This is a genomic window from Xanthomonas sp. AM6 (assembly GCF_025665335.1).
GTDB lineage: Bacteria > Pseudomonadota > Gammaproteobacteria > Xanthomonadales > Xanthomonadaceae > Xanthomonas_A.
The window spans coordinates 2,790,842-2,813,875 of record NZ_CP106869.1; the positions used below are offsets into that span (position 1 = coordinate 2,790,842).

Here is a 23,034-nt window from a genome sequence, read left to right on the forward strand (position 1 = left end):
CCCGTTTATAGTTTTTATGTGCCCGGGTCGGCACTGCAGCTCCCCTGCCGTGGCCCGGACCGTCGATGTTACACAACCGCGGGCGCAAGCACAGCGCGGCAGGTAGCCAAATCAGCCAAGAAAGTCCGCCACCGCGCCCTCCAGCCGCGCGCCGTCGCGGCCGGGGTCGAACCAGCGCGCGTCCAGCTCGCCGCGCAGCCAGGTCAGCTGGCGCTTGGCCAGCTGGCGGGTGGCGAAGATCGCGCGCTCGCGGAACGTCGCCGCGTCGCTGGCGCCGTCCAGATGCTCCCAGGCCTGGCGGTAGCCGACCGCGCGCACCGCCGGCAGCTCCAGCGGCTGCGCCACCTGGCGCATCGCCGGCAGCGCGCGCAGCGCACGCACCTCGTCGAGGAAACCCTGCGCCAGCATCGCGTTCAGGCGCAGTTCGATGCGCCGGTGCAGCAGCGCGCGCTCGGCCGGCGCCAGCACCAGCTTCAGCACCCGCAGCGGCAGCCGCGGCGGTCCGGGCTGCGCCTGCCACTCGCTGATCGGGCGGCCGGTGAGCTGGAACACCTCCAAGGCGCGCTGGATGCGCTGCGCATCGCCGGGCCGGATCCGGCGCGCGGCCAGCGGATCGACCTGCTGCAGCTGCGCGTGCAGCGCCGCCCAGCCTTCGTCCTGCGCGCGCGCGGCCAGCGCCGCGCGCAGTTGCGGATCGGCCGGCGGCATCGGCGCCAGCCCTTCCAGCAGCGCCTGGAAATACAGCCCGGTGCCGCCTGCCAGGATCGGCAGGCGGCCGCCGGCGACGATCGCGTCCAGCGCGGCCCGCGCGTCGACCGCGAAGTCGGCGGCCGAATAGGTCTGCCACGGGTCGCGCAGGTCCAGCAGATGGTGCGGCACCCGCGCCAGCTGCTGCGCATCGGGCTTGGCCGCGCCGATGTCCAAGCCGCGGTACACCAGCGCCGAATCGACGCTGACGATCTCGCCGCCGTAGCGTTCGGCCAGGGCGATCGCCGCGGCGGTCTTGCCGGACGCGGTCGGCCCCATCAGCGCGATCGCGCGCGGGCGCCGGTCGGCCGCCATCAATCCTCGTCCGGCCAGCGGACCGCGGCCGGCGTGGCGCCGCTGCGCGGCAGCGGCACCCCCGCCAGCGCCTGCCAGACCTTCAGCGCGTCCACCGTGGCGGCGACGTCGTGCACGCGCAGCAGCAGCGCGCCGCGTTGCGCCGCCAGCAGGTGCGCGGCGACCGAGCCGGCCACGCGCTGCTCCGGCGCGCTGCGCCCGGTCAGCTCGCCGATGCTGCGCTTGCGCGACAGCCCGGCCATGACCGGCACGCCGAGTTCGACCAGGCGCTGCAGTTGCGCCAGCAATTGCAGGTTGTCGGCGGTGCCCTTGCCGAAGCCGAAGCCCGGATCGACCAGCAGGCGGCGTTTGTCGATGCCGGCCATCTCCGCGGCGAAGATGCGTTCGGCCAGGAACCGGTGCACCTCGCCGACCACGTCGTCGTAGTGCGGCGCGCTGCCGGCGGCGTAGGCATCCTCGGGCATGTGCATCAGCACCACCGGCACGCGCAGTTCCGCGGCCGCGTCCAGCGCGCCGGGCCGGCGCAGGGCCTGGATGTCGTTGATCATGCCGGCGCCGGCGGCGACCGCCGCCCGCATCACCTCCGGCTTGAACGTGTCCACGCTCAGCGGCAGCGCGGTCTGCGCGGCAAGCCGTTCGATCACCGGGATGACCCGTCGCAGCTCTTCCTCCACCGGCACCGGCGTGGCGCCGGGGCGGGTCGATTCGCCGCCGATGTCGAGCAGGTCCGCGCCCTCCTCCGCCAGGCGCAGGCCATGCGCCACCGCCGCCTCCAGCGTCGCGTGCGCGCCGCCGTCGGAAAACGAATCGGGGGTGACGTTGACGATGCCCATCACCCGCGGACGGTCCAGCAGCAGGCGGCGTCCGCCGCAGTCCAGGCTCGGCGAGGTGTCGAACATCAGTGGATCTCCTGGTCGTTGCCGCGGCGCGCGGGCGCGTTGCGGATGCGGGTCGGTGCGACTGCCAAGACGGTACGAGGCGTCGTCGCGATGGCGGCGTTCGCCACCGACGGCGGACGGAGGGACGATGGCATGGGCGGCCGCTGATGGTGATTGGAGCGCTATTGTCGCGCAGTCGGAGCGCAAGCGACGACGGGCGCATGCGTCCGCCGCAGGCGCAGCGCCGGCCCGGACGATGCAGCCGGAACAGCAGCGCAGCGCCAGGGCGGATGGCGCGAAGCGGGCGGCAGAACGCGCGCTGCGTCGGCACGGATACGAACGGTGCGCATCAGCGCGCAGCAGCGACCTGATCCGCCCGGCATTCGCCACGACCGTCAGACCGACGCGCGCGTCGCCTGCCGGCAGCGCAGACGAACCGGGGCTGGCCAGGCTTCACCGCCAGCAGGCATTCGCATGCCCCGGCATTTGTGCCCATGCCATGTCTCCGCTCATGGAAAGCCGACGTGCGGCCGCCCCGCGGCACCAGGTACCTGACGCGATCGCCGATGCCGCCGGATGCAGCCGCGCAGGCAACAAAAAAGCCAGGGATCGCTCCCTGGCTTTTCCGACAGACCCGGCTGCGCGCTTACAACTGCTCGGCCGGCCCGGCGATCGGCGGCAGCGGCCGCGAATTGCCCTTGTCGTTGCCGCCGTCCTTGCCGGACTTGCCCCAGCCCATCGGCGGCGGCGGATCGCGGCCTTCCATGATCGCGTCGATCTGCGGCACGTCGATGGTCTCGTATTCCAGCAGCAGGTTGGCCATGACGTGCAGCTTGTCCAGGTTCTCGGTCAGGATCTGCGTGGTCTTCGCATAGGCCTTGTCGAGGATCGAACGCACCACTTCGTCGATGCGCCGCGCGGTGTCGTCGGACACGCTCTTGTGCTGGGTGACCGAACGGCCCAGGAACACCTCGTCGTCCTCCTCGCCGTAGGCGATCGGCCCCAGCTCGTCGGACAGGCCCCACTTGGTGACCATGTTGCGCGCCATCTTGGTCGCGCGCTCGATGTCGTTGGAGGCGCCGGTGGTGACCTTGTCGGTGCCGAAGATCAGCTCTTCGGCGACGCGGCCGCCGTACAGCGAGCACAGCTGCGACTCGATCGCGACGCGGTTCATCGAGTACTTGTCCCCTTCGGGCAGGTACATGGTCACGCCCAGCGCACGCCCGCGCGGGATGATCGTGACCTTGTAGACCGGATCGTGCTCCGGCACCACGCGGCCGACGATCGCATGCCCGGCCTCGTGGTAGGCGGTCAGCGTCTTCTCTTCCTCGCTCATCGCCATCGAGCGGCGCTCGGCGCCCATCAGGATCTTGTCGCGGGCGCGGTCGAAGTGGTCCATGCGGACCTCCTTGACCGTTTCGCGCGCCGCGAACAGCGCCGCCTCGTTGCACAGGTTGGCCAGGTCGGCGCCGGAGAAGCCCGGGGTGCCGCGCGCGATCACCATCGGCTCGACGTCGTCGGCCAGCGGCAGCTTGCGCATGTGCACCTTCAGGATCTGCTCGCGGCCGCGCACGTCCGGCAGGCCGACCACCACCTGGCGGTCGAAACGGCCCGGGCGCAGCAGCGCCGGGTCGAGCACGTCCGGACGGTTGGTCGCGGCGATCACGATCACGCCCTCGCCGCCCTCGAACCCGTCCATCTCCACCAGCAACTGGTTCAGGGTCTGCTCGCGCTCGTCGTGGCCGCCGCCCAGGCCGGCACCGCGGTGGCGGCCGACCGCATCGATCTCGTCGATGAAGATGATGCACGGCGCGTGCTTCTTGGCCTGCTCGAACATGTCGCGCACGCGGCTGGCGCCGACGCCGACGAACATCTCGACGAAGTCCGAACCGGAAATGCTGAAGAACGGCACCTTGGCCTCGCCGGCGATGGCCTTGGCCAGCAGCGTCTTGCCGGTGCCGGGCGGGCCGACCATCAGCACGCCGCGCGGGATCTTGCCGCCGAGCTTGGTGAACTTGGTCGGGTCGCGCAGGAAGTCGACCAGCTCGCCCACTTCCTCCTTGGCCTCGTCGCAACCGGCGACGTCGGCGAAGGTGATCTTGATCTGGTCCTCGCCCTGCAGCTTGGCGCGCGACTTGCCGAACGACATCGCGCCCTTGGCGCCGCCGCCGCCGCCCTGCATCTGGCGCATGATGAACAGCCAGAAGCCGATGATCAGGATGACCGGCAGGAAATTCAGCACCAGCGACCAGAAGCTCGGGCCATTGGCCGGCTTCTGCCGGGTCATCTCCACGTTCTTGCTGTACAGCACGTCGACCAGCTTGTCGTCGCGCGGCCCGTAGACCGTGCTCTCGCTGCTGTCGGTGCGCTTGAAGCGGATCGCGGTCACCGACAGCCCGGTGTCGTCGGTGAAGTCGACCGACTTCACCCGCCCGGCGTCCACTTCCTTCAGGAACTGGGTGTAGGTGACGGTGTCGCTGCCGGCGCCGCCGGCCAGGCGTGGCGAGAAGCTCTGGAACACCACCATCAGCACGACGGCGACGACTACCCACAGCAACAGATTCTTGGTCAAGTCGTTCATCCTCATTGGCTCCGGTGTCCCTTCAACTCTTTCTCGATGCGTGATGCGACGGGTTCAGCTTACTTGATCTGGGCGCGCTTGCCCTGCCCGAGGGCATAGACCTCCGGCGAACGCTTGCGCGATGCGGCCGGTTTGCGGATGGACACCTTTTCATAGCGGCGGCGCATCTCGCGAATGTAGTCGTCGGACCCGACGCCCTGGAACAGCTTGATCAGGAACGCCCCGCCCGGCTTGAGGTGGGTATCGGCGAACGCCATCGCCAATTCGGCCAGATGCATCATCCGCGGCTGGTCCACCGCATCCATGCCGCTTTTATTGGGGGCCATATCCGACAGCACAAGGTCTACCGGGCTGCCGCCCAGCATCGCCTCGAACTGCGATAGCACCTCCTCCTCCCTGAAGTCGCCGTGAAGGAACTCCACGCCGGCCAGCGGCGGCATCTCCAGGATGTCCAGCGCCAGCACCCGCCCGCGCTCGCCCAGCGACTTGCGCACCTGCTGCGACCAGCCGCCCGGCGCGGCGCCCAGATCGACCACCACCATGTCCGGCTTGAGCAGCTTGTCGCGCTGCAGCAACTCTTCCAGCTTGTAGGCGGCACGCGAACGCATGCCTTCGGCCTGGGCCTTCTTGACGAAGGGATCGGCGAAATGTTCGCGGAGCCAGCGTTGGCTGCTTTTGCTGCGGGTTGCCATGGGATCGCGGTCGTGGTGGACGGCCATGATACCCTGATCGCCCTTGGCAACCCCGTTCCCGCCTGCATGTCGATCAGCCTGACCCCGTCCCAGAACCGCTTCCTGCGCGGCCTGGCGCACGACCTCAAACCCCTGTTGCAGATCGGCGGCAAGGGCGTCACGCCGGCCTTTTTGGCCGAACTGGACGAGGTGCTGGAGCGCCACGAACTGGTCAAGGTGAAGGTCGGCGGCGACGACCGCGAGGCCCGCGACGCGGCCATCGCCAGCCTGGTCGCGCAATCGCACAGCGTGCTGGTGCAAAGGATCGGCCATACCGCGATCCTGTACCGCCCGGCCAAGGAAGACCGCCAGATCGTGCTGCCGCGCGGCTAATCGCGCCCCGGTGACCCCATGCAGCTGACCCAGGACCTGCCCGACTACGCCTACACCCTGCGCATGGCCGACGGCCGCCAGGCGAAGGTGAACGACCGCCTGCTCACCCGCAGCTTCATCCTCGCCCCGGACACCCTCATCGAGCAGTGGGACGCGCCGGCCGCGGCCGAACTGCAGCCGCAGCAACTGCAGCCGCTGCTGGAACTGAACCCGGCGCTGGTGATCCTGGGCACCGGCGAGCGCCAGGTGTTCCCGCCCGCCGCGGCGCTGGCGCTGTTCCTGACCCGCGGCATCGGCATCGAAGTGATGAACAACGCCGCCGCCGCGCGCACCTACAACGTGCTGGCCGCCGAAGGCCGGCGCGTGGCGGTCGGGTTCCTGCTCGAAGGCTGAGCTTGACGCCGCACGGCGCGGCGCCTGATCCACGAGTTCACCGGCCACGCTTCCTTGTAGGAGCGGCTTCAGCCGCGACCGGCCATCACAGGGAATGCGCGGTCGCGGCTGAAGCCGCTCCTACAACAGCAAAAGCCGGCAACGGCTACGCGCTTCGCCGCGGATCCGGCCGCGCAATGAACACCGGCTTGTTTCGGCGGCAGGTACGGCGCGGATCGACCGGTTTGCCGTTGTAGCGGGCGAAGCGGCGCCGCCTGCGGTCCACCGGACCGCGCGCCGCTGAGCGCCCGGCGCGCTGCGCCGGGCCGGGGATCCGCCCGAGCGATGACGTGCCGGTTACTTGCTGGGCAGGTACAGCAGCGGATCGACCGGTTTGCCGTTGTAGCGGGCGAAGCGGCGCCGCTTGCGGTCCATCGGACCGCGCGCCGCTGAGCGCCCGGCGCGCTGGGCCGGGCCGGGGATCCGCCCGAGCGATGACGCGCCGGTTACTTGCTGGGCAGGTACAGCAGCGGATCGACCGGTTTGCCGTTATAGCGGATCTCGAAGTGCAGCATGTCGCGCGCGGCGCCGCTGCGGCCCATCTCGGCGATCTGTTCGCCGGCCTTCACGTTCTGGCCCTCGTTGACCAGGCGCTTGCGGTTGTGGCCGTAGGCCGACAGCCACTGTTCGTTGTGCTTGATGATGATCAGTTCGCCGTAGCCGACCAGGCCGGCGCCGGAGTACACCACCACGCCGTCGGCGGCCGCGCGCACCGCCTGGCCGCTGCTGCCGGCGATGTCCACGCCCTGCTTGGTGGTCTCGCCGGCGACGAAGCGGCTGACCACCGCGCCCTCGGCCGGCCAGCGCCAGCTGAAGCCGCTGCTGACCGGGGTCGGCGCCGCGGCGGCCGGCGGTCGCGCCGCCGCGCCGGCGGACGGGGCCGGCGACACCGGTGCCGCGCTCGAACCAGGCCGCGTCGCCACCGCGCCGCCGCCGGGCGGATACAGCTTCAACGACTGCCCAGGGTAGATCGTGTACGGCGGCGGCAGGCGGTTCCAGGCCGCCAGGTCCTGCGGGCTGATGTTGTTGACGCGGGCGATCGCGTACAGCGTGTCGCCGCGGCGCACGCTGACGCTGACCCCGGGCTTGGGCACCGACGGGCGCGGCGCCGCGGCGGCACCGGACTTGCCGGGCGCGCCGGACGTACGCACCACGGTGGCGCTGCTGCATGCGCCCAGTCCCGCCGCCACCAGCAACCACACGCTGCAACGCAGGCCGTTACGCACCACCCGATCGACGCTCATCCGTACTTCGCTCTCCATAGGACCCACACCACCAGCAGCGCCAGGATCGCCATCGCGACCCAACCGAGCGGTTCGATCCAGCGGCGCAACGCGGCTTCCGCGCGCGGACCGCCCAGGCGGATCGCGCCGGCCACCAGATACACGCGCTTGCCGCGGCCGACCAGCATGCTCGCCAGGAACGGTAGCAGCGGGATTCCCACGATGCCTGAGGCCCAGGTAAATATCTTCAGCGGGATCGGGGTGAAACCGGCCAGCACCAGCAGCCAGAACGCGCGCCACGGCGACTGCGCGACCACCTCGCGCAGATGGGTCACCTGCGCGTCGATCTTCTGCGTCCAGCCCAGCCATTCGATCAGCGGCTGCACCGCGGCGAAGGCGAAGTGGCCGAGCATGTAGCCGACCAGCGCGCCGGCCAGCGAGCCCATCAGGCTCAGCGTGGCGAACCATAGCGCCCGCCGCGGCTGCGCCAGCGACATCGGCGCCAGCATCACTTCCGGCGGCACCGGGAACACGATCGCCTCGGCGAAGCTGAGCCCGGTCAGGAAGGTCGGTGCGCGGCGGTGGCGCGACCAGGCGATGGCGCGTTCGTACAACGGCCCGAATATCTTCATCCAGCGCAGCTCCGGTGATTCAATGCAAGGTGATTCAATCCAGCATGCCCGACAGCAGCGGGACGAAGGTCACCGGCGCCAGGATGTCCTGTTCGATCCGGCCGTCGGCGTCGCGGCGCAGGCGCACCAGCGATTGCGACGAAGGGCCGCCGACCGGCGCGACCAGGCAGCCGCCCGGCGCCAGCTGCGCGACCAGCGCATCGACCAGCGCCGGCGCCGCGGCGGTGACCACGATCGCATCGTAGGGGCCGTGCTCGGCCCAGCCGATGCGGCCGTCGTCGTGCTTGCTGCGCACGTTCATGCCGAGCTGGCGCAAGCGCTTGCGCGCCTGCCGCAGCAGGTCGCCGATGCGCTCCACGGTATAGACCTCCAGCCCCAGCGCGGCCAGGATCGCGGCCTGGTAACCGGACCCGGTGCCCACTTCCAGCACCTTCTTCGGCGCCGCCTCGAGCACGGTCTCGGTCATCCGCGCCACCACCCACGGCTGCGAAATGGTCTGGCCGTGGCCGATCGGCAGCGCGGTGTCCTCGTAGGCGCGCGAGGCCAGCGCCTCGTCGATGAACAGGTGCCGCGGCACGGTGCGCACCGCGTTGAGCACGGTCTCGTCGCCGATGCCCGATTCGCGCAGGCGCTCGACCAGGCGGTCGCGCACGCGCTGCGAGGTCATGCCGATGCCGATCGCTTCCGGTTGCAGGCGCAGCCGCGGGGTCATGCCGGGGCGTCCAGCGCGGCGGTGAGGCCGCCGACCCAGCTGGCGACCGTCTCCAACGCCTGGTAGCGGGTCAGGTCGACCTGGATCGGGGTGATCGAGATGAAGCCGGTGCGCACCGCGTGGAAATCGGTGCCGGGGCCGGCGTCCTGCTCGCGGCCGGCCGGGCCGATCCAGTACACGGTGCCGCCGCGCGGGTCCGGCTGCGGCAGGCACGGCTCGGAGCGGTGGCGGTTGCCGAGCCGGGTGACCTCGAAGCCCTTGATCTCGCCCCACGGCAGGTCCGGCACGTTGACGTTGAGGATGGTGTCCGCCGGCAGCGGATCGGCCTTCAGCCGCGCCACGATCTCCACCGCGGCGCGCGCGGCGGTCTGGAAGTGCTTGGGCTCGTGGTTGTGGCTGACCAGCGACATCGCCACCGCCGGCAGGCCGAGGAAGCGGCCTTCCATCGCCGCCGACACGGTGCCCGAATAGATCACGTCGTCGCCCAGGTTGGCCGCGTTGTTGATCCCGGAGACCACGATGTCCGGCTCCGCTTCGAGCATGCCGGTCAGCGCCAGGTGCACGCAGTCGGTCGGCGTGCCGGCGACGCTGAAGGTGTGCGGGTCCAGGCGCTTGAGCCGGATCGGCAGGTCCAGGGTCAGCGAATTGCTGGCGCCGGAACGGTCGCGATCGGGCGCGACCACGGTCACTTCGTGGCCGGCGCCGCGCAATTGCTCGGCCAGCATGCGGATGCCGGGGGCGTCGACGCCGTCGTCGTTAGAAACCAGTACGCGCATGGTGCTCCTCGGAAACCCCGGCATGATACCGGATGCATCCTTCCAGGTCGCTGACAGCGCGCTTGCGTGACGGCGTCGGCAGGTTAGGCTGTGCGCATGTCGCAGCCCGAAGACGAAGATCCCGCCGCCCTGTTTCGCGCGGCGATCGGCGCGGTCACGCCGATCAACGCGACGCCGCCGGCCAACGCCAAGCCGCGGCCGAAGCCGCGCGCGCGCATGGCCGAGCGCGACGATGCCGAGGCGCAGAGCGAGTTCCAGCGCCTGTTGCGCGACGCCTCGCCGCTGGAGGCCGGCGACGTGGCCAGCTACCGCCGCGAGACCGTGCCGGCGCGCGTGTTCCAGCGCCTGCGCCGCGGCCAGTTCTCCGCGCAGGACGAACTGGACCTGCACGGCGCCAACGCGACGCAGGCCGAGGCGCTGCTGCGCCAGTTCATCGCCGAGGCGCACGCGCACGAGTTCGGCTGCGTGCGCATCGTGCACGGCAAGGGCCTGCAGTCCGGCGGCATCCCGATGCTGAAGAACCTGGTCGACCGCCTGCTGCGCCAGCGCAACGACGTGCTGGCGTTCCATTCGGCGCCGCCCACGCAGGGCGGCACCGGGGCGATGCTGGTGCTGCTGGCGCGGCGCTGAGGCGGCGCCGCGCGCGCTATTCCTGCGCCGCCGGCTCGGCCTGCGCGCCCTGCCCCGCGTCGGCGACCTCGCCCAGTTCGTGCAGCAACGCGGTGGCGTAGCTGCCCGGCGGCAGCGCGAAACGCAGTTCCAGCGCATCGCCTTGCCCGTCCAGCCAGCGCCATTGCAGCGCTCCTGCGCGCAGGCGGGTGGCGCGCCGCTCCTGCTTCAGGCCTTCGCGCTCCAGGCCTTCGCGCAGGCGCGCCGAGGTCGCATCGTCCAGCGCCGCCAGTTCCAGCGCGCGCGCCGCCGCGGCGCTGCGCAGCTCGCCGGCGCCCCACAACGGCGCCGAGGGATGGATGTCGAAGCGCTGCAAGCGCTCGGCCAGCGCCGCGGACCACGGCTCGGGGCCGAACACGCTGCGGCTGCCGTCGAGCAGCCACACCTCGCCGTCCAGCGCGGCGTCCCAGTTGCCCGCGGCCACGCGCGCGGCCAGGACCCGGTTGAACAGTTCCGAACGCGCCGCCGACAGCAGCAGCGAGCGCTGCTCGCGCCGGACCCGGCGCCCGTCGAACATCGCCAGCGCGGCGCCGACGTTGCCGCCGTCGCGGCCGAAGCGCTGCTCGCCGAACCAGTTGGGGATGCCGCGCGCGGCGATCTGCGCCAGCCGCGCCTCGATCGCGGCGCGCTCGCCGCGCACCTCGCGCAACACCAGCACGAAGCCGTTGCCGGCCAGCGCGCCACGCGGCAGCTTGCGGTTGTGCCACTGCGCCTGGATCACCTGCAGGTCGTCGCTGTGCAAGGCTTCCAGCGCCGGCGCCACGCGCTTGGGCAGGTGCACCGAGAAGCGCTGGGTGGTGACCGCGTGCCGGTCCTTCATGCCGGCGTAGCCGATCGCCATCTCCGCCACGCCGGCCCATTGCGCCAGGCGGCGCGCGGCGAAGGCGGTGTTCATGCCGCGCTTGCGCACGGTCAGCAGCAGGTGCTCGCCTTCGCCGCTGGGCTCGAACGCGGGCAGTTCGTCGACCTGGAAGTCTTCGGCCACGCTGCGCATGCGCGCCTGCAACGGCGCGGCGCCGAACGCGCGCGGCAGGTCGCTCACAGTGCCACCAGCAGCACCGCCGCCTGCGCCGCGATGCCTTCGCCACGGCCGGTGAAGCCCAGCTTCTCGCTGGTGGTGGCCTTGACGCTGACCCGGTCGATGTCGATCTGCAGCAACGCGGCCAGGCGTTCGCGCATCGCCGGCGCGTGCGGGCCGACCTTGGGCCGCTCGCAGATCACGGTGACGTCGGCGTTGCCGAGCTGCCAGCCGCGCTCGCGCAGCAGCTGCGCGCAATGGAGCAGGAACTGCGCGCTGTCGGCGCCCTTCCAGCGCGGGTCCGACGGCGGGAAATGCTGGCCGATGTCGCCCAGCGCCAGCGCGCCGAGCAGCGCGTCGCACAGCGCATGGATCACCACGTCGCCGTCGCTGTGCGCCAGCACGCCGCGCTCGTGCGGCACGCGCACGCCGCCGAGCATCACGTGGTCGCCGTCGCCGAAGGCGTGCACGTCGTAGCCCTGGCCGATGCGGAAGGGGGGGAAGTCAGGCATGGGCATCGAAGGATCGCAAAGGAAAAAAGGAAAGGCATCCGCGCTGCGACGCCGCAGCGCCGGCAGCGCGCGGCGGCCGGTTCACGGCTGCCGCGCGCGCAGGTACAGCTCGAACTCGAAGCGCATCAGGTCGGCCGGGGTGGTGACCTTGAAGTTGTCCTCGGCGCCTTCCACCAGCAGCGGCCGCAGGCCCAGCAGCTCCATCGCCATCGCATCGTCGGTGACCTCGACGCCGGCGGCCGCGGCCTGTTCCAGGGCGCGGGTCAGCTGCAGGCGCCGGAACAGCTGCGGGGTCAGCGCGCGCCACAGCCGCTCGCGCGGCTCGGTGGCGTCGATGCCGCCGTCGTCGCCGGCGCGCTTGAGCGTGTCGCGCACCGGCGCGGCCAGGATCGCGCCGACCGGATCGCCGCGGCCGGTCTCCAGCAACCGGTCCAGGTCGGCCAGCGCCAGGTTCGGCCGCGCCGCGTCGTGCACCAGCACGAAGTCGTCGCCCTTGACCGACTCGGGCAGGGCGTCCAGCGCCGCCAGCACCGAGCCGGCGCGGCTGGCGCCGCCGATGCAGGTCAGCACCGGCTTGCCGGCCACTTCGTTCCAGCCCGGCCACTGCGCATCGTCGGCGCCGAGCGCGACCATCGCCCCGGCCACCGCCGGATGCGCCAGCAAGGCCTCCAGCGCGTGCGCGATCAATGGCCGCCCGCCCGCCTGCAGGTACTGCTTGGGCACCGCGCTGCCGAAGCGGGCGCCGCGGCCGGCGGCCGGGACCACGGCCCAGACCGTGGCCATCAGGGTTGCTCGCTCGGCGCAGCCGGCGCCTGCGCCGGCGCTACGGCGCCATCGGCGGCCGGTGCGCTTGGCACCGGCGCATCCTCGACGACACGGTAGAACTTCTCGCCCGGTTTGATCATGCCCAACTCGCTGCGCGCGCGCTCCTCGATCGCCGCCTCGCCATCCTTGAGATCCTTGACCTCGGCGGCGAGTGCGGCATTGCGTTGGCGCAGGCCTTCGTTATCGCGTTTCTGGTGCTCGACCTGGCTCTCGAGCACCAGGACCTCGCCGGAATTGCCCGGACCGAGCCAGAAACGGTACTGCAGCCACGCCAGCAGCCCCGCCAGCACCAGCAGCAGCCAGCGCCAGTTGCGCACGGCCTACCGCTTGAGCGAGACGAATGCGTCGCGCCCCGCGTAGCGCGCGCCGCTGCCCAGCGCTTCCTCGATCCGCAGCAGCTGGTTGTACTTGGCCACGCGGTCGCTGCGGCACAGCGAGCCGGTCTTGATCTGGGTGGCGGTGGTGGCCACGGCGATGTCGGCGATGGTGGTGTCCTCGGTCTCGCCGGAACGGTGCGAGACGATCGCCGCGTAGCCGGCGGCGTCGGCCATCGCGATCGCTTCCAGGGTCTCGGTCAGGGTGCCGATCTGGTTGACCTTGATCAGGATCGCGTTGGCGGTGCCGGACTCGATGCCCTGCCTGAAGATCTTCGGGTTGGTCACGAACAGGTCGTCGCCGACCAGCTGCACCTTGCTGCCGAGGCGCTCGGTCAGCAGCTTCCAGCCGGCCCAGTCGTCCTCGGCCAGGCCGTCCTCGATGCTGACGATCGGGTACTGCGCGGACCAGTCGGCGAGGAAGTCGACGAACTGCTCGCTGGTCAGGCGCTTGCCCTCGCCCACCAGGTGGTACTTGCCGTTGTCGTAGAACTCGCTGGAGGCCACGTCCAGGCCCAGCAGCACGTCTTCGCCGGCGGTGTAGCCGGCCTTGCCGATCGCCTCGAGGATGGTGTCCAGCGCTTCCACGTTGCTGCGGAAGTCCGGCGCGAAGCCGCCTTCGTCGCCGACCGCGGTGGACAGGCCATGGCCCTTCAGCACCGCCTTGAGCGCGTGGAAGATCTCGGTGCCGGCGCGCAGCGCCTCGGAGAACGAGGCGGCGCCGACCGGCAGCACCATGAATTCCTGGAAGTCGACGTTGTTGTCGGCATGCGCGCCGCCGTTGATGATGTTCATCATCGGCACCGGCAGCGCCACGTTGGCGGTGTTGCCACCAGCCAGGTACTGCCACAGCGCCTGCTTGCGCGAAGCGGCGACCGCGTGCGCGTTGGCCAGCGACACGCCGAGCAGCGCGTTGGCGCCCAGGCGGCCCTTGTTCTCGGTGCCGTCCAGGTCGATCAGGCGGCGGTCCAGGCCCTGCTGGTCGGCCCCATCGAAGCCCTGCAGCGCGGTGGCGATGGTGGTGTTGACGTTCTCCACCGCCTTGCGCACGCCCTTGCCCAGGTAACGGGTCTTGTCGCCATCGCGCAGTTCGACCGCCTCCTTGGTACCGGTGGACGCACCCGACGGCACCGCGGCGCGGCCCAGCGAGCCGTCGGCCAGCGTGACTTCCGCTTCGAGCGTGGGATTGCCGCGGGAATCGAGGATCTCGCGGGCGTGGATCTTGGCGATAGTGGTCATAGGTCCGATCGGTTACCAGTAAGGGGGAAAGTACACCGGAAACAAGCTGCCGGATTATCGCCGCACGCCGGCCCATTGCCAAATCGCACGGGGCTGAGACGCGCGCCGGGCCGGCCAGTGCGCTACTAGGCCCTCAAGCCCAGCAGCGACACGCCAAACAGAAGCGCCAACACCAGCAGCAGCGTGAGCGCGATGGCCGCTGCGACAGGTTGGCGACCCAGCCAGAACGCCGCCGGGCTGGCGATGAGGCACCCCGCCGTCAGCAGCGCGGCCACCACCAGCGTGACCAGCATCGGGATCCGCGTGGCCTGCATCGCCTGGCTGCCGTCGCCCGGCATGCCGATGCTGGCGGCGACCAGGAAGGCCATGACGGCCAGGCAGGCCCAGGCACCGATCGACAGGGCCAACGCCATCCAGCCCCAGGGCCAATGGCGCCAGTGCCGGCGCTGCCGGCGCGACGCCGCCAACGCCCATGGGTCGGAACTCATGCGAAGCGCGCGAACCCGTGCTTCTTGGTCACTGCGTCCAGTTCCATCAGCGTTTCGAGCAGCTCTTCCATGCGGTCCAGCGGCCAGGCGTTGGGACCGTCGGACAACGCCTTGGACGGATCCGGATGGGTCTCGGCGAACAGGCCGGAGATGCCCACCGCCACCGCGGCGCGCGCCAGCACCGGTACGAATTCGCGCTGGCCGCCGGAGGTGCTGCCCTGCCCGCCCGGCAGCTGCACCGAATGAGTGGCGTCGAACACCACCGGGCAGCCGGTGTCGCGCATGACGCTGAGCGAGCGCATGTCGCTGACCAGGTTGTTGTAGCCGAAGCTGGCGCCGCGCTCGCAGACCATGATCTGCTCGTTGCCGGTCGACTTGGCCTTGTCCACCACCGGCTTCATGTCCCACGGCGCGAGGAACTGGCCCTTCTTGATGTTGACCGGCTTGCCGGCGGCGCAGACGTTCCTGATGAAGTCGGTCTGGCGCACCAGGAACGCCGGCGTCTGCAGCACGTCGACCACCGCAGCGACTTCATTCATCGGCGTGTATTCGTGCACGTCGGTCAGCACCGGCACGCCGACCTGCTTCTTCACCGCTTCCAGCACCTTCAGCCCTTCTTCCAGGCCGGGGCCGCGGAAGCTGGTGCCGGAGGTGCGGTTGGCCTTGTCGAAGCTCGACTTGAAGATGAAGTTGATCCCCAGCCTGCCGGTGATCTCCTTGAGCTTGCCGGCGACATCCAACTGGAGTTGCATCGACTCGATCACGCACGGGCCGGCGATCAGGAACAACGGCTGGTCCAGGCCGACTTCGAAGCCACACAGTTTCATCGCATCACCTATTGGTTAAGCCCTTCTCCCGCCTGGGGAAGGGTTGGTGTGAGGGTACGGGCGAAGCTTAAGCCCCTCTCCCACCGGCGACCAAAGGAAGTCCCGTGGGAGAGAGGGGTTGGGGTGAGGGTTCGGGCGCAGCTTCATGCAAATCGGCTGCGCGAGGCCGCGCCCGTACCCGCATCCGCCCCTGCGGGGCACCTTCCCCCGAAAAGGGGGCCATGGTCCCGACGGGGGAAGGAACTAGGCGCGCGCCTCTTTCAACAGCTTGCCGCCGGCCTTGCGCTCGCGCGCGGCGCGCACGAAGCCGACGAACAGCGGGTGGCCGTCGCGCGGGGTGGACAGGAACTCCGGGTGCGCCTGGCAGGCCAGGAACCACGGATGGGTCTCGCGCGGCAGCTCGACCATCTCCACCAGCGTGTCGTCCATCGACTTGGCCGAGACCACCAGGCCGGCGTCCTCCAGCTGGGTGCGGTAGCGGTTGTTGAACTCGTAGCGGTGGCGGTGGCGCTCGGCCACCACGTCCTTGGCGTACAGCTCGCGCGCCAGCGTGCCCGGCTTGAGCCGCTGCTCCTGCAGGCCCAGGCGCATGGTGCCGCCGAGGTCGGACTTCTCGTCGCGCTTCTCCACGTCGCCGGTGGCGGTGCGCCACTCGGTGATCAGGCCGATCACCGGATGCGGCGATTGGCGGTCGTTCTCGGTGCTGTTGGCGCCGTCCAGGCCGGCGACGTGGCGCGCATAGTCGACCACCGCCGCCTGCATGCCGTAGCAGATGCCGAAATACGGCACGCCGTGCTCGCGCGCATAGCGCGAGGTCAGCACCTTGCCTTCGAAGCCGCGGTCGCCGAAGCCGCCGGGCACCAGGATGCCGTCGACGTCGGCCAGCGCCGACAGGTCGCTGCCTTCCAGTTCCTGCGCCTCCAGCCACTTCAGGGTGACCTTGGTGCGCTGGCGCAGGCCGCCGTGCTTGAGCGCCTCGCCGACCGACTTGTACGCGTCCTGGTGGTCCACGTACTTGCCGACCACGGCGATGGTGACCTCGTCGAGCGGATGCTTGGTGGCGTCGACCACCGCTTCCCACTCGGACAGGTTGGCCGGGCCGACCTTGTCGCGCAGCTTGAACTGGTCGATCACGATCTCGTCCAGGCCCTGGCGGTGCAGTTCCAGCGGCATGCCGTAGAGCACGTCGATGTCGGCGGCGCTGATCACCGCGCGCTCGGAGACGTTGGTGAACAGCGCGATCTTGCGCCGCTCCGAATCCGGGATCGCCTTCTCCGAGCGGCACAGCAGCACGTCCGGCTGGATGCCGATCGAGCGCAGTTCCTTGACCGAGTGCTGGGTCGGCTTGGTCTTCAGTTCGCCGGCGGCGGCGATGTACGGCACCAGGGTCAGGTGCATGAACATCGCCCGCTCCGCGCCGCGCTCGGTGCGCACCTGGCGGATCGCCTCCAGGAACGGCAGCGACTCGATGTCGCCGACGGTGCCGCCGATCTCCACCAGGGCCACGTCGAAGCCGGCGGTGGCCTCGTCGACGCAGCGGCGGATCTCGTCGGTGATGTGCGGGATCACCTGCACGGTGGCGCCAAGGTAATCGCCGCGGCGCTCCTTGCGGATCACGTTCTCGTAGATGCGGCCGGTGGTGACCGAATTCTTGCGCGACAGGCGGGTGCGCACGAAGCGCTCGTAGTGGCCCAGGTCCAGGTCGGTCTCGGCGCCGTCGTCGGTGACGTACACCTCGCCGTGCTGGAACGGGCTCATCGTGCCCGGGTCGACGTTGATGTAGGGGTCCAGCTTCATCATCGTGACCGACAGGCCACGTGCTTCGAGGATGGACGCAAGCGAAGCGGCCGCGATGCCCTTGCCAAGCGAGGACACTACGCCGCCGGTAACGAAGATCAGGGGGGTCATGGCTCTAAGGCCTCCCGGAAAGCCATAGTTTAACGGGTGAAGCCGATTTGCCCAAGCGCTTTCGGGCCGATCGACCGCACAAAAGAAAGACGCCCCGGCGGCAACCGGGGCGTCGCAAGGCGAAACAGGGTGCGCGATCAGGGCTTGCGCGCTTCCTCTTCTTCCTCTTTCTTCGGCGCAGCCGCGTCCTTGCCGGCCTTGTGCTCGGCGGCCGCGGCGGCGCGGCGCTTGGCCTTGGCGTCGGCCTCGGCCTTTTCCTTGGCGACCTGCGCCTCGTAGGCGGCGGCGCCGGAGGTGGCCGGATCGGCGCTCTGCGCCTGGGCCATCGCCACCGGGACGGCCACGGCGGCGGCGACCAGCGCGGCCAGGGTCAACAGCTTGCGAACGTTCATGGCGTACTCCTGTGTGTGGCTGCAACGACAATGGGGATGCCGTCGCGGTTTTTCCAGAGCCAGGCTAGCGCAGCGCCACGGCACCGGCCCTGAACACCGGCGACGTGCAAAAAACCGCCGCAGACCGCACACTTCCGGATCTGCTTCGCGCCACCTGTTGAGACGCATGAATACCCGCTACAACGCCGCCGACATCGAAGTTCTCTCTGGCCTGGACCCGGTCAAGCGCCGGCCGGGCATGTACACCGACACCGCACGGCCCAATCACCTGGCGCAGGAAGTGATCGACAACGCCGTGGACGAGGCGCTGGCCGGCCACGCCCGGCACATCGAGGTGACCCTGTTCAAGGACGGCAGCTGCGAGGTCTCCGACGACGGCCGCGGCATGCCGGTGGACATCCATCCGGAAGAAAAGATCTCCGGCGTCGAACTGATCCTGACCCGGCTGCACGCCGGCGGCAAGTTCAACGACCGCAACTACACCTTCAGCGGCGGCCTACACGGCGTCGGCGTCAGCGTGGTCAACGCGCTGTCGAAGAAGGTCGAGTTGTTCATCAAGCGCGACGGCAACGAATACCGGATGGAGTTCGCCGACGGCCACGCCACCTCCAAGCTGGAGATCGTCGGCAGCGTCGGCAAGAAGAACACCGGCACGCGCCTGCGCTTCTGGGCCGACCCCAAGTATTTCGACACGCCCAAGTTCGCGGTGCGCGCGTTGCGCCACCTGCTGCGCGCCAAGGCGGTGCTGTGCCCCGGGCTGACCGTGAAGCTGCACGACGAGGCCACCGGCGAGCAGGACACCTGGTACTTCGAGGACGGCCTGCGCGACTACCTCAAGGGCGAACTGGCCGATCGCGAACTGCTGCCGGCCGAGCTGTTCGTCGGTAACCTGAAGAAGGACCGCGAGATCGTCGACTGGGCGGTGGCCTGGGTGGCCGACGGCGAGCTGGTGCAGGAAAGCTACGTCAACCTGATCCCGACCGCGCAGCACGGCACCCACGTCAACGGCCTGCGCAGCGGCTTCACCGACGCGCTGCGCGAGTTCTGCGACTTCCGCAACCTGCTGCCGCGGGGGGTCAAGCTGGCCCCGGAAGACGTGTGGGACCGCGTCACCTTCGTGCTGTCGCTGAAGATGACCGACCCGCAGTTCAGCGGCCAGACCAAGGAGCGCCTGTCCTCGCGCCAGGCCGCCGGCTTCATCGAGGGCGCCGCGCACGACGCCTTCAGCCTGTGGCTGAACCAGAACGTGGAAACCGGCACGCGCATCGCGCAGATCGCCATCGACCGCGCCAGCGCGCGGCTGAAGACCGAAAAGCAGATCACCCGCAAGAAGGTCACCTCCGGCCCCGCCCTGCCCGGCAAGCTGGCCGACTGCATCAGCCAGGACCTGTCGCGCACCGAGCTGTTCCTGGTGGAAGGCGACTCCGCCGGCGGCAGCGCCAAGCAGGCGCGCGACAAGGACTTCCAGGCGATCCTGCCGCTGCGCGGCAAGATCCTCAACACCTGGGAAGTGGCCTCCGGCAGCGTGCTGGCCTCCGAGGAAGTGCACAACCTGGCGATCGCCATCGGCTGCGATCCGGGCAAGGACGACATCACCGGGCTGCGCTACGGCAAGGTGGTGATCCTGGCCGACGCCGACTCCGACGGCCTGCACATCGCCACCCTGCTGACCGCGCTGTTCCTGCGCCACTTCCCGGCGCTGGTCAAGGCCGGCCACGTGTTCGTGGCGATGCCGCCGCTGTTCCGCGTGGACGTGGGCAAGCAGGTGTTCTACGCGCTGGACGAGGAAGAGAAGCGCTCGCTGCTGGAGAAGATCGCGCGCGAGAAGCTCAAGGGCCAGCTCAGCGTGACCCGCTTCAAGGGCCTGGGCGAAATGAACCCGCAGCAGCTGCGCGAATCGACCATCCACCCGGACACGCGGCGGCTGGTGCAGCTGACCGTGGACGAAGGCGACGAGACCCGCTCGCTGATGGACATGCTGCTGGCCAAGAAGCGCGCCGGCGACCGCAAGCAGTGGCTGGAGACCAAGGGCGACCTGGCCTCGCTGGAGGTCTGATCGCCTGATCCGGAGGTGCCGGGCCGCGGACCGGCCCTGGCCCCTGCCCCGCATTCATGGCAACGGCTCGACAACGGCATCCGAACCACAAGATGCCGAACGCCGCCAGCGGCTGCACGGAACGATCGGCGCAGTCCGGTTTCCCGGCGGCGCCCGCCGGATCCATCGGCCGCCAGGCGCCTAGCGGCTAGGCGGAAGCCGGCTGCTCGCGATCGGGACCGCGCCGCTGCGTCAGGAGCTCGCCGGCGATGATCCCGAACAGGCGATCGGCGCGCGGCGCGAGCGACGGCTGGTCGCCGCCGCTGCTGCGCGTCCTCGGTGCCGACGAGTTCATCGACTAGCGGAAGACGCGGTCGAGCCGTCCTTTCGCCATGGGACGCGACACGCTTCCTGGCGGCCCCCGGTTCGAGGGGGTTAGGTCCCTTCCACGGAGAATCCGGCAGGGATGCATAGTCCTGGGCTCCGCGGCACGCGCAGCGCCCGCTCATGGTTTCGCGTGGCGGCGTATTCGCTGTGGCGTGGCTCGGTTCGCGAAGCGCGCACGCCATCGCCGCGCACCCGCCACGCACGTACGCACGCACGTACGCCATCGACTGGGCAAAACGGCCATGTCCGCGACACACGCCGGCACGTGTTCTTCGGCAAAAAAATCCCGTGCCATGCTGTCCGGTCCTTTTCGCAACCGGCGTTGTTGATGGAGTGGCCCGCATTGCGCCGGCTGCCCCAGGAACCAACCACGAAAAGGAAGCCATCATGGGCTACAGCTCCGACACCCCGGCGTTCGACGATCTCGACCAACTCGACGCCCTGCTCACCGATACCCGCGCCAACGACACCCGCAGCGTCTCCGACATCGACGAGGCGCGCAGCGTCATCGCCACCTTCCGCGACAACGACGGCACCGGTTCATGGAACGGACTGGACCGCGCCGACGTGGCCGACCGCCTGCTCGACCTGGTCGGCAACCCGCGCCTGATCCGCCAGGGCGCCCTGAACCTGTGCGGGCCGGCGGCGCTGCTGGTGATGTGGGCCAGCCGCGATCCGCTGGGCTTCGCCACTTTCGCCACCGCGCTGTACGAGGACGGCAGCGCCGACCTGGGCGACCTGTCCATCGCGCCCAAGGACACGCTGCTGGCCCAGGACTACGGCAGCCTGAGCACCGGCACCTTCGGCGCCGACTGGATGCTGCTCAGCGCGATCCGCAACACCGACCAGCCGTTCTGGCAAAGCAGCTGGGTCGGCGATCCGGAGCAGACGCTGGCCGGGCTGACCCGGCCGGAAGAACTGGCCGGCTGGCTGCGCGCCACCGGCATCTATGCGCAGGTCAGCGACGAAGGCAACTGGGCCTCGCCGGCCGGCATCCCGCACGCCACCGGCATCGAGTTCCGCGAGGGCCGCGACGTGGCGCTGCTGATCCACAGCAACCTGCTGCACGCCGCGCGCAGCAGCGGCAGCCCGATCGACAGCCAGTTCCTGCTGGACCTGTTCCCCAACCACTACATCGTCGGGCTCAACAACATCACCGTGGCGGTGATGGACGGCCCGCAGAACGACGACGGCACGCTCCGGTTCCGCAAGGACGACGTGCTGCTGTCGATCTGGTCGTGGGGCGAGAACAGCTTCGACCTGGCGATCCCGCAGCAGGACTTCATCGACAACTACTACGGCGCGGTCATCGCCGATCTTCCGTGATTCCCGAGGCGGCGGGAACGCCGTCCACCCAAACGCAAGGAGCACTTCCATGGCACTCGTAACCCCGGACGTCATGCTCAATTCGGTGATGGGCAAGGTCTACAACGTCCTCACCAACGGCGACGACACCGTTCCCAAGTCGGAAGACAATTTCTTCAGCTGGGCCACGCCCGGCATCCCGCTGCAGGCCGAGGACGTGCGCTTCATGAAGCAGGGCCTCACCGGCGTGGTGCGCAAGGCCGCGCTGGACGAGATGCGCAGCACCCAGCCCGACGGCACCACCACCAGCCCGGAACTGACGCCCACGCAACTGGAAGCGCTGAAGGGCAGCGACGCGGCGCAGCTGCTGAAGCAGGCCGAGGACTTCTCGCGCCTAGTCGATTTCGTGCCGGACCTGGCCGCCACCGTCAACAACCAGTTCTCCGCGCTGAGCGTGATGAACAACGAAGGCACGCTGTCCGACCGCTACGAGTACATCCTGCGCATGAGCCAGGTCATGCACAACGAGCTGCCGGACGAGGTCAAGAAGAAGATCGAGAAGTTCCGCGGCCTGCTGCAGACCACCACCACCAAGAAGAACCTGATCGACGACAGCGAGACCCAGGTCACCGAGCCGAGCCCGCTGGTCAAGGCCTACAACGAGAAGATGGTCGACTACATGAGCGCGGCGCTGGAGTACAACAGCCAGCGCATCGACGGCCTGGCCGCGGCCGACCAGCGCGCGGTGCAGAACTGGGCGATCAACGCCAACGTCCTGCGCAACAAGGTCAAGGCGGCGATGTCCGACTGGGTGTCCAACGGCTACAAGAACGACTACGAGCAGATCGCCGCGTTCATCGACCAGGTCATGCAGCGCGACATGGCCCTGCTCAAGCAGCAGTACCGCGACGACCTGGAGAAGGCGCGGCTGACCAGCCTGGTGTCCGGCAGCGACTTCTTCTACAGCTCGGTGGTGCCGGGCAACTTCATGGACAACGCCGGCTGGACCGAATTCGGCTTCAGCTCCGCCGACTACAACAACGCCAGCAATTCCAGCTATGCGATGCGGCGCTCCAGCACCAGCGCCGCGGGCGGCTTCCTGGGCATCTTCGGCGGCGGCGGCCGGGTCAGCAACGCCAGCGGCGAGAGCCAGTCGCACGTGCAGTTCGATTCGGAACACTTCAGCATGAAGTTCAGCATCGCGCAGATGCCGATCGTGCGGCCCTGGTTCAAGACCGCGTTCCTGATGAGCAAGAGCTGGCGCATGGACCAGAACAATCCCGAGGCCAAGGGCCAGTTCGCCTCCGACGGCGCCACCCCAGCCAAGGGCCTGCTGCCGGCCTACCCGACCTCGCTGATCCTGGTGCGCGACCTGAGCCTGTGCTTCGCCAAGTCCTCCGGCTTCAGCGACATGGCCGAATCCTGGCAGCGCTCCTCGGCCAGCGGCGGCGCCGTGTTCTCGTTCGGCCCGTTCCACCTGGGCGGTTCGCACGGGCGCAGCTCGGCCAGCGGCGAACGCTCCAGCCAGGCGCACTACGACCGCGAAAGCCAGACGATGCGCGTCGACGGCACCCAGATCATCGGCTTCAAGTGCCACGTGTTCCCCAAGTCGCCGGATCCGTTGCCCAGCATCACCGACTGGATCTGAGCGGCACCGCAGCACCACGGCAGGCGGCTCGCGCCGCCTGCCGTCCC

Annotated in this window: 23 protein-coding genes; 6 read left to right on the top strand and 17 right to left on the bottom strand. The window is 69.7% G+C overall.

The window, feature by feature from the left end:
* Window positions 1–111: 111 nt before the first annotated feature.
* From miaA to rlmE, 4 genes are all read right to left on the bottom strand, one after another.
* Complete coding sequence (gene miaA, locus OCJ37_RS11695; RefSeq protein ID WP_263109592.1) at window positions 112–1,062, bottom strand: tRNA (adenosine(37)-N6)-dimethylallyltransferase MiaA; 951 nt, start codon at window positions 1,060–1,062, stop codon at window positions 112–114.
* Window positions 1,062–1,961 carry a dihydropteroate synthase gene (gene folP / locus OCJ37_RS11700; RefSeq protein ID WP_263109593.1) on the bottom strand — a complete coding sequence of 300 codons (900 nt, stop codon included), beginning with the start codon at window positions 1,959–1,961 and terminating at the stop codon, window positions 1,062–1,064. Before folP ends, miaA begins: the two co-directional genes overlap by 1 nt.
* 625 nt (window positions 1,962–2,586) lie before the next feature.
* Complete coding sequence (gene ftsH / locus OCJ37_RS11705; RefSeq protein ID WP_263109594.1) at window positions 2,587–4,521, bottom strand: ATP-dependent zinc metalloprotease FtsH; 1,935 nt, start codon at window positions 4,519–4,521, stop codon at window positions 2,587–2,589.
* 59 nt (window positions 4,522–4,580) lie between these two features.
* On the bottom strand, window positions 4,581–5,213 hold the full coding sequence (gene rlmE, locus OCJ37_RS11710; RefSeq protein ID WP_263113666.1) for a 23S rRNA (uridine(2552)-2'-O)-methyltransferase RlmE: 633 nt from the start codon (window positions 5,211–5,213) through the stop codon (window positions 4,581–4,583).
* A gap of 66 nt (window positions 5,214–5,279) precedes the next feature.
* On the opposite strand from rlmE, the gene yhbY reads away from it, so the two are divergent.
* Together yhbY and OCJ37_RS11720 are read left to right on the top strand one after the other, a co-directional pair.
* Entirely contained in the window at window positions 5,280–5,585 is a 306-nt protein-coding gene (gene yhbY, locus OCJ37_RS11715) for a ribosome assembly RNA-binding protein YhbY (RefSeq protein ID WP_263109596.1), read from the top strand.
* Between the two features lie 18 nt (window positions 5,586–5,603).
* Window positions 5,604–5,978, top strand: a complete 375-nt coding sequence (locus tag OCJ37_RS11720) for an Mth938-like domain-containing protein (RefSeq protein WP_263109597.1) — start codon at window positions 5,604–5,606, stop codon at window positions 5,976–5,978.
* A 485-nt stretch (window positions 5,979–6,463) separates the two neighbouring features.
* On the opposite strand, the gene OCJ37_RS11725 is transcribed toward OCJ37_RS11720, so the two are convergent.
* Genes OCJ37_RS11725 through surE form a run of 4 tightly spaced genes read right to left on the bottom strand, consistent with a single transcriptional unit; the run spans window position 6,464 to window position 9,360 of the window.
* Window positions 6,464–7,279, bottom strand: coding sequence for a peptidoglycan DD-metalloendopeptidase family protein (locus OCJ37_RS11725; protein ID WP_263109598.1), 816 nt, complete (start codon window positions 7,277–7,279; stop codon window positions 6,464–6,466).
* Window positions 7,258–7,872, bottom strand: a complete 615-nt coding sequence (locus OCJ37_RS11730; RefSeq protein ID WP_263109600.1) for a YqaA family protein — start codon at window positions 7,870–7,872, stop codon at window positions 7,258–7,260. Before OCJ37_RS11730 ends, OCJ37_RS11725 begins: the two co-directional genes overlap by 22 nt.
* A gap of 34 nt (window positions 7,873–7,906) precedes the next feature.
* On the bottom strand, window positions 7,907–8,584 hold the full coding sequence (locus tag OCJ37_RS11735) for a protein-L-isoaspartate(D-aspartate) O-methyltransferase (RefSeq protein WP_263109601.1): 678 nt from the start codon (window positions 8,582–8,584) through the stop codon (window positions 7,907–7,909).
* Window positions 8,581–9,360: a 5'/3'-nucleotidase SurE gene (gene surE / locus OCJ37_RS11740; RefSeq protein WP_263109603.1), complete on the bottom strand. Its 780-nt coding sequence runs from the start codon at window positions 9,358–9,360 to the stop codon at window positions 8,581–8,583. Before surE ends, OCJ37_RS11735 begins: the two co-directional genes overlap by 4 nt.
* 96 nt (window positions 9,361–9,456) lie before the next feature.
* On the opposite strand from surE, the gene OCJ37_RS11745 reads away from it, so the two are divergent.
* Entirely contained in the window at window positions 9,457–9,990 is a 534-nt protein-coding gene (locus OCJ37_RS11745; RefSeq protein ID WP_263109604.1) for a Smr/MutS family protein, read from the top strand.
* A gap of 16 nt (window positions 9,991–10,006) precedes the next feature.
* On the opposite strand, the gene truD is transcribed toward OCJ37_RS11745, so the two are convergent.
* The 9 genes from truD to OCJ37_RS11790 form a co-directional block, all read right to left on the bottom strand.
* Window positions 10,007–11,071 (bottom strand): tRNA pseudouridine(13) synthase TruD, encoded by a 1,065-nt coding sequence (gene truD, locus OCJ37_RS11750; protein WP_263109606.1) that lies wholly within the window; start codon window positions 11,069–11,071, stop codon window positions 10,007–10,009.
* On the bottom strand, window positions 11,068–11,559 hold the full coding sequence (gene ispF, locus OCJ37_RS11755) for a 2-C-methyl-D-erythritol 2,4-cyclodiphosphate synthase (protein WP_263109608.1): 492 nt from the start codon (window positions 11,557–11,559) through the stop codon (window positions 11,068–11,070). Before ispF ends, truD begins: the two co-directional genes overlap by 4 nt.
* Before the next feature lie 81 nt (window positions 11,560–11,640).
* Window positions 11,641–12,345, bottom strand: coding sequence for a 2-C-methyl-D-erythritol 4-phosphate cytidylyltransferase (ispD, locus tag OCJ37_RS11760; protein WP_263113667.1), 705 nt, complete (start codon window positions 12,343–12,345; stop codon window positions 11,641–11,643).
* Window positions 12,342–12,701: a cell division protein FtsB gene (gene ftsB / locus OCJ37_RS11765; RefSeq protein WP_263109609.1), complete on the bottom strand. Its 360-nt coding sequence runs from the start codon at window positions 12,699–12,701 to the stop codon at window positions 12,342–12,344. The genes ispD and ftsB overlap by 4 nt, the downstream gene beginning before the upstream one ends.
* A 3-nt stretch (window positions 12,702–12,704) precedes the next feature.
* Entirely contained in the window at window positions 12,705–13,997 is a 1,293-nt protein-coding gene (gene eno, locus OCJ37_RS11770) for a phosphopyruvate hydratase (RefSeq protein ID WP_263109610.1), read from the bottom strand.
* 125 nt (window positions 13,998–14,122) lie between these two features.
* The gene (locus OCJ37_RS11775; protein WP_317633233.1) at window positions 14,123–14,365 is read right to left on the bottom strand and encodes a hypothetical protein; all 243 of its coding nucleotides are present in this window, start codon (window positions 14,363–14,365) and stop codon (window positions 14,123–14,125) included.
* A gap of 116 nt (window positions 14,366–14,481) precedes the next feature.
* Window positions 14,482–15,312: a 3-deoxy-8-phosphooctulonate synthase gene (kdsA, locus tag OCJ37_RS11780; RefSeq protein WP_263109614.1), complete on the bottom strand. Its 831-nt coding sequence runs from the start codon at window positions 15,310–15,312 to the stop codon at window positions 14,482–14,484.
* Window positions 15,313–15,555: 243 nt separating this feature from the next.
* Entirely contained in the window at window positions 15,556–17,220 is a 1,665-nt protein-coding gene (locus tag OCJ37_RS11785; RefSeq protein WP_263109616.1) for a CTP synthase, read from the bottom strand.
* 137 nt (window positions 17,221–17,357) lie between these two features.
* Window positions 17,358–17,612 carry a hypothetical protein gene (locus OCJ37_RS11790; RefSeq protein WP_206228451.1) on the bottom strand — a complete coding sequence of 85 codons (255 nt, stop codon included), beginning with the start codon at window positions 17,610–17,612 and terminating at the stop codon, window positions 17,358–17,360.
* 166 nt (window positions 17,613–17,778) lie between these two features.
* Here OCJ37_RS11790 and parE point away from each other — a divergent pair, with 166 nt between their 5' ends.
* The 3 genes from parE to OCJ37_RS11805 all read left to right on the top strand — a co-directional run bounded on the left by parE (window position 17,779) and on the right by OCJ37_RS11805 (window position 22,987).
* Window positions 17,779–19,668: a DNA topoisomerase IV subunit B gene (gene parE, locus OCJ37_RS11795; RefSeq protein WP_263109619.1), complete on the top strand. Its 1,890-nt coding sequence runs from the start codon at window positions 17,779–17,781 to the stop codon at window positions 19,666–19,668.
* Window positions 19,669–20,421: 753 nt separating this feature from the next.
* Window positions 20,422–21,360, top strand: coding sequence for a hypothetical protein (locus OCJ37_RS11800; protein ID WP_263109620.1), 939 nt, complete (start codon window positions 20,422–20,424; stop codon window positions 21,358–21,360).
* Between the two features lie 49 nt (window positions 21,361–21,409).
* Window positions 21,410–22,987, top strand: a complete 1,578-nt coding sequence (locus OCJ37_RS11805) for a hypothetical protein (protein ID WP_263109621.1) — start codon at window positions 21,410–21,412, stop codon at window positions 22,985–22,987.
* Window positions 22,988–23,034: the final 47 nt, after the last annotated feature.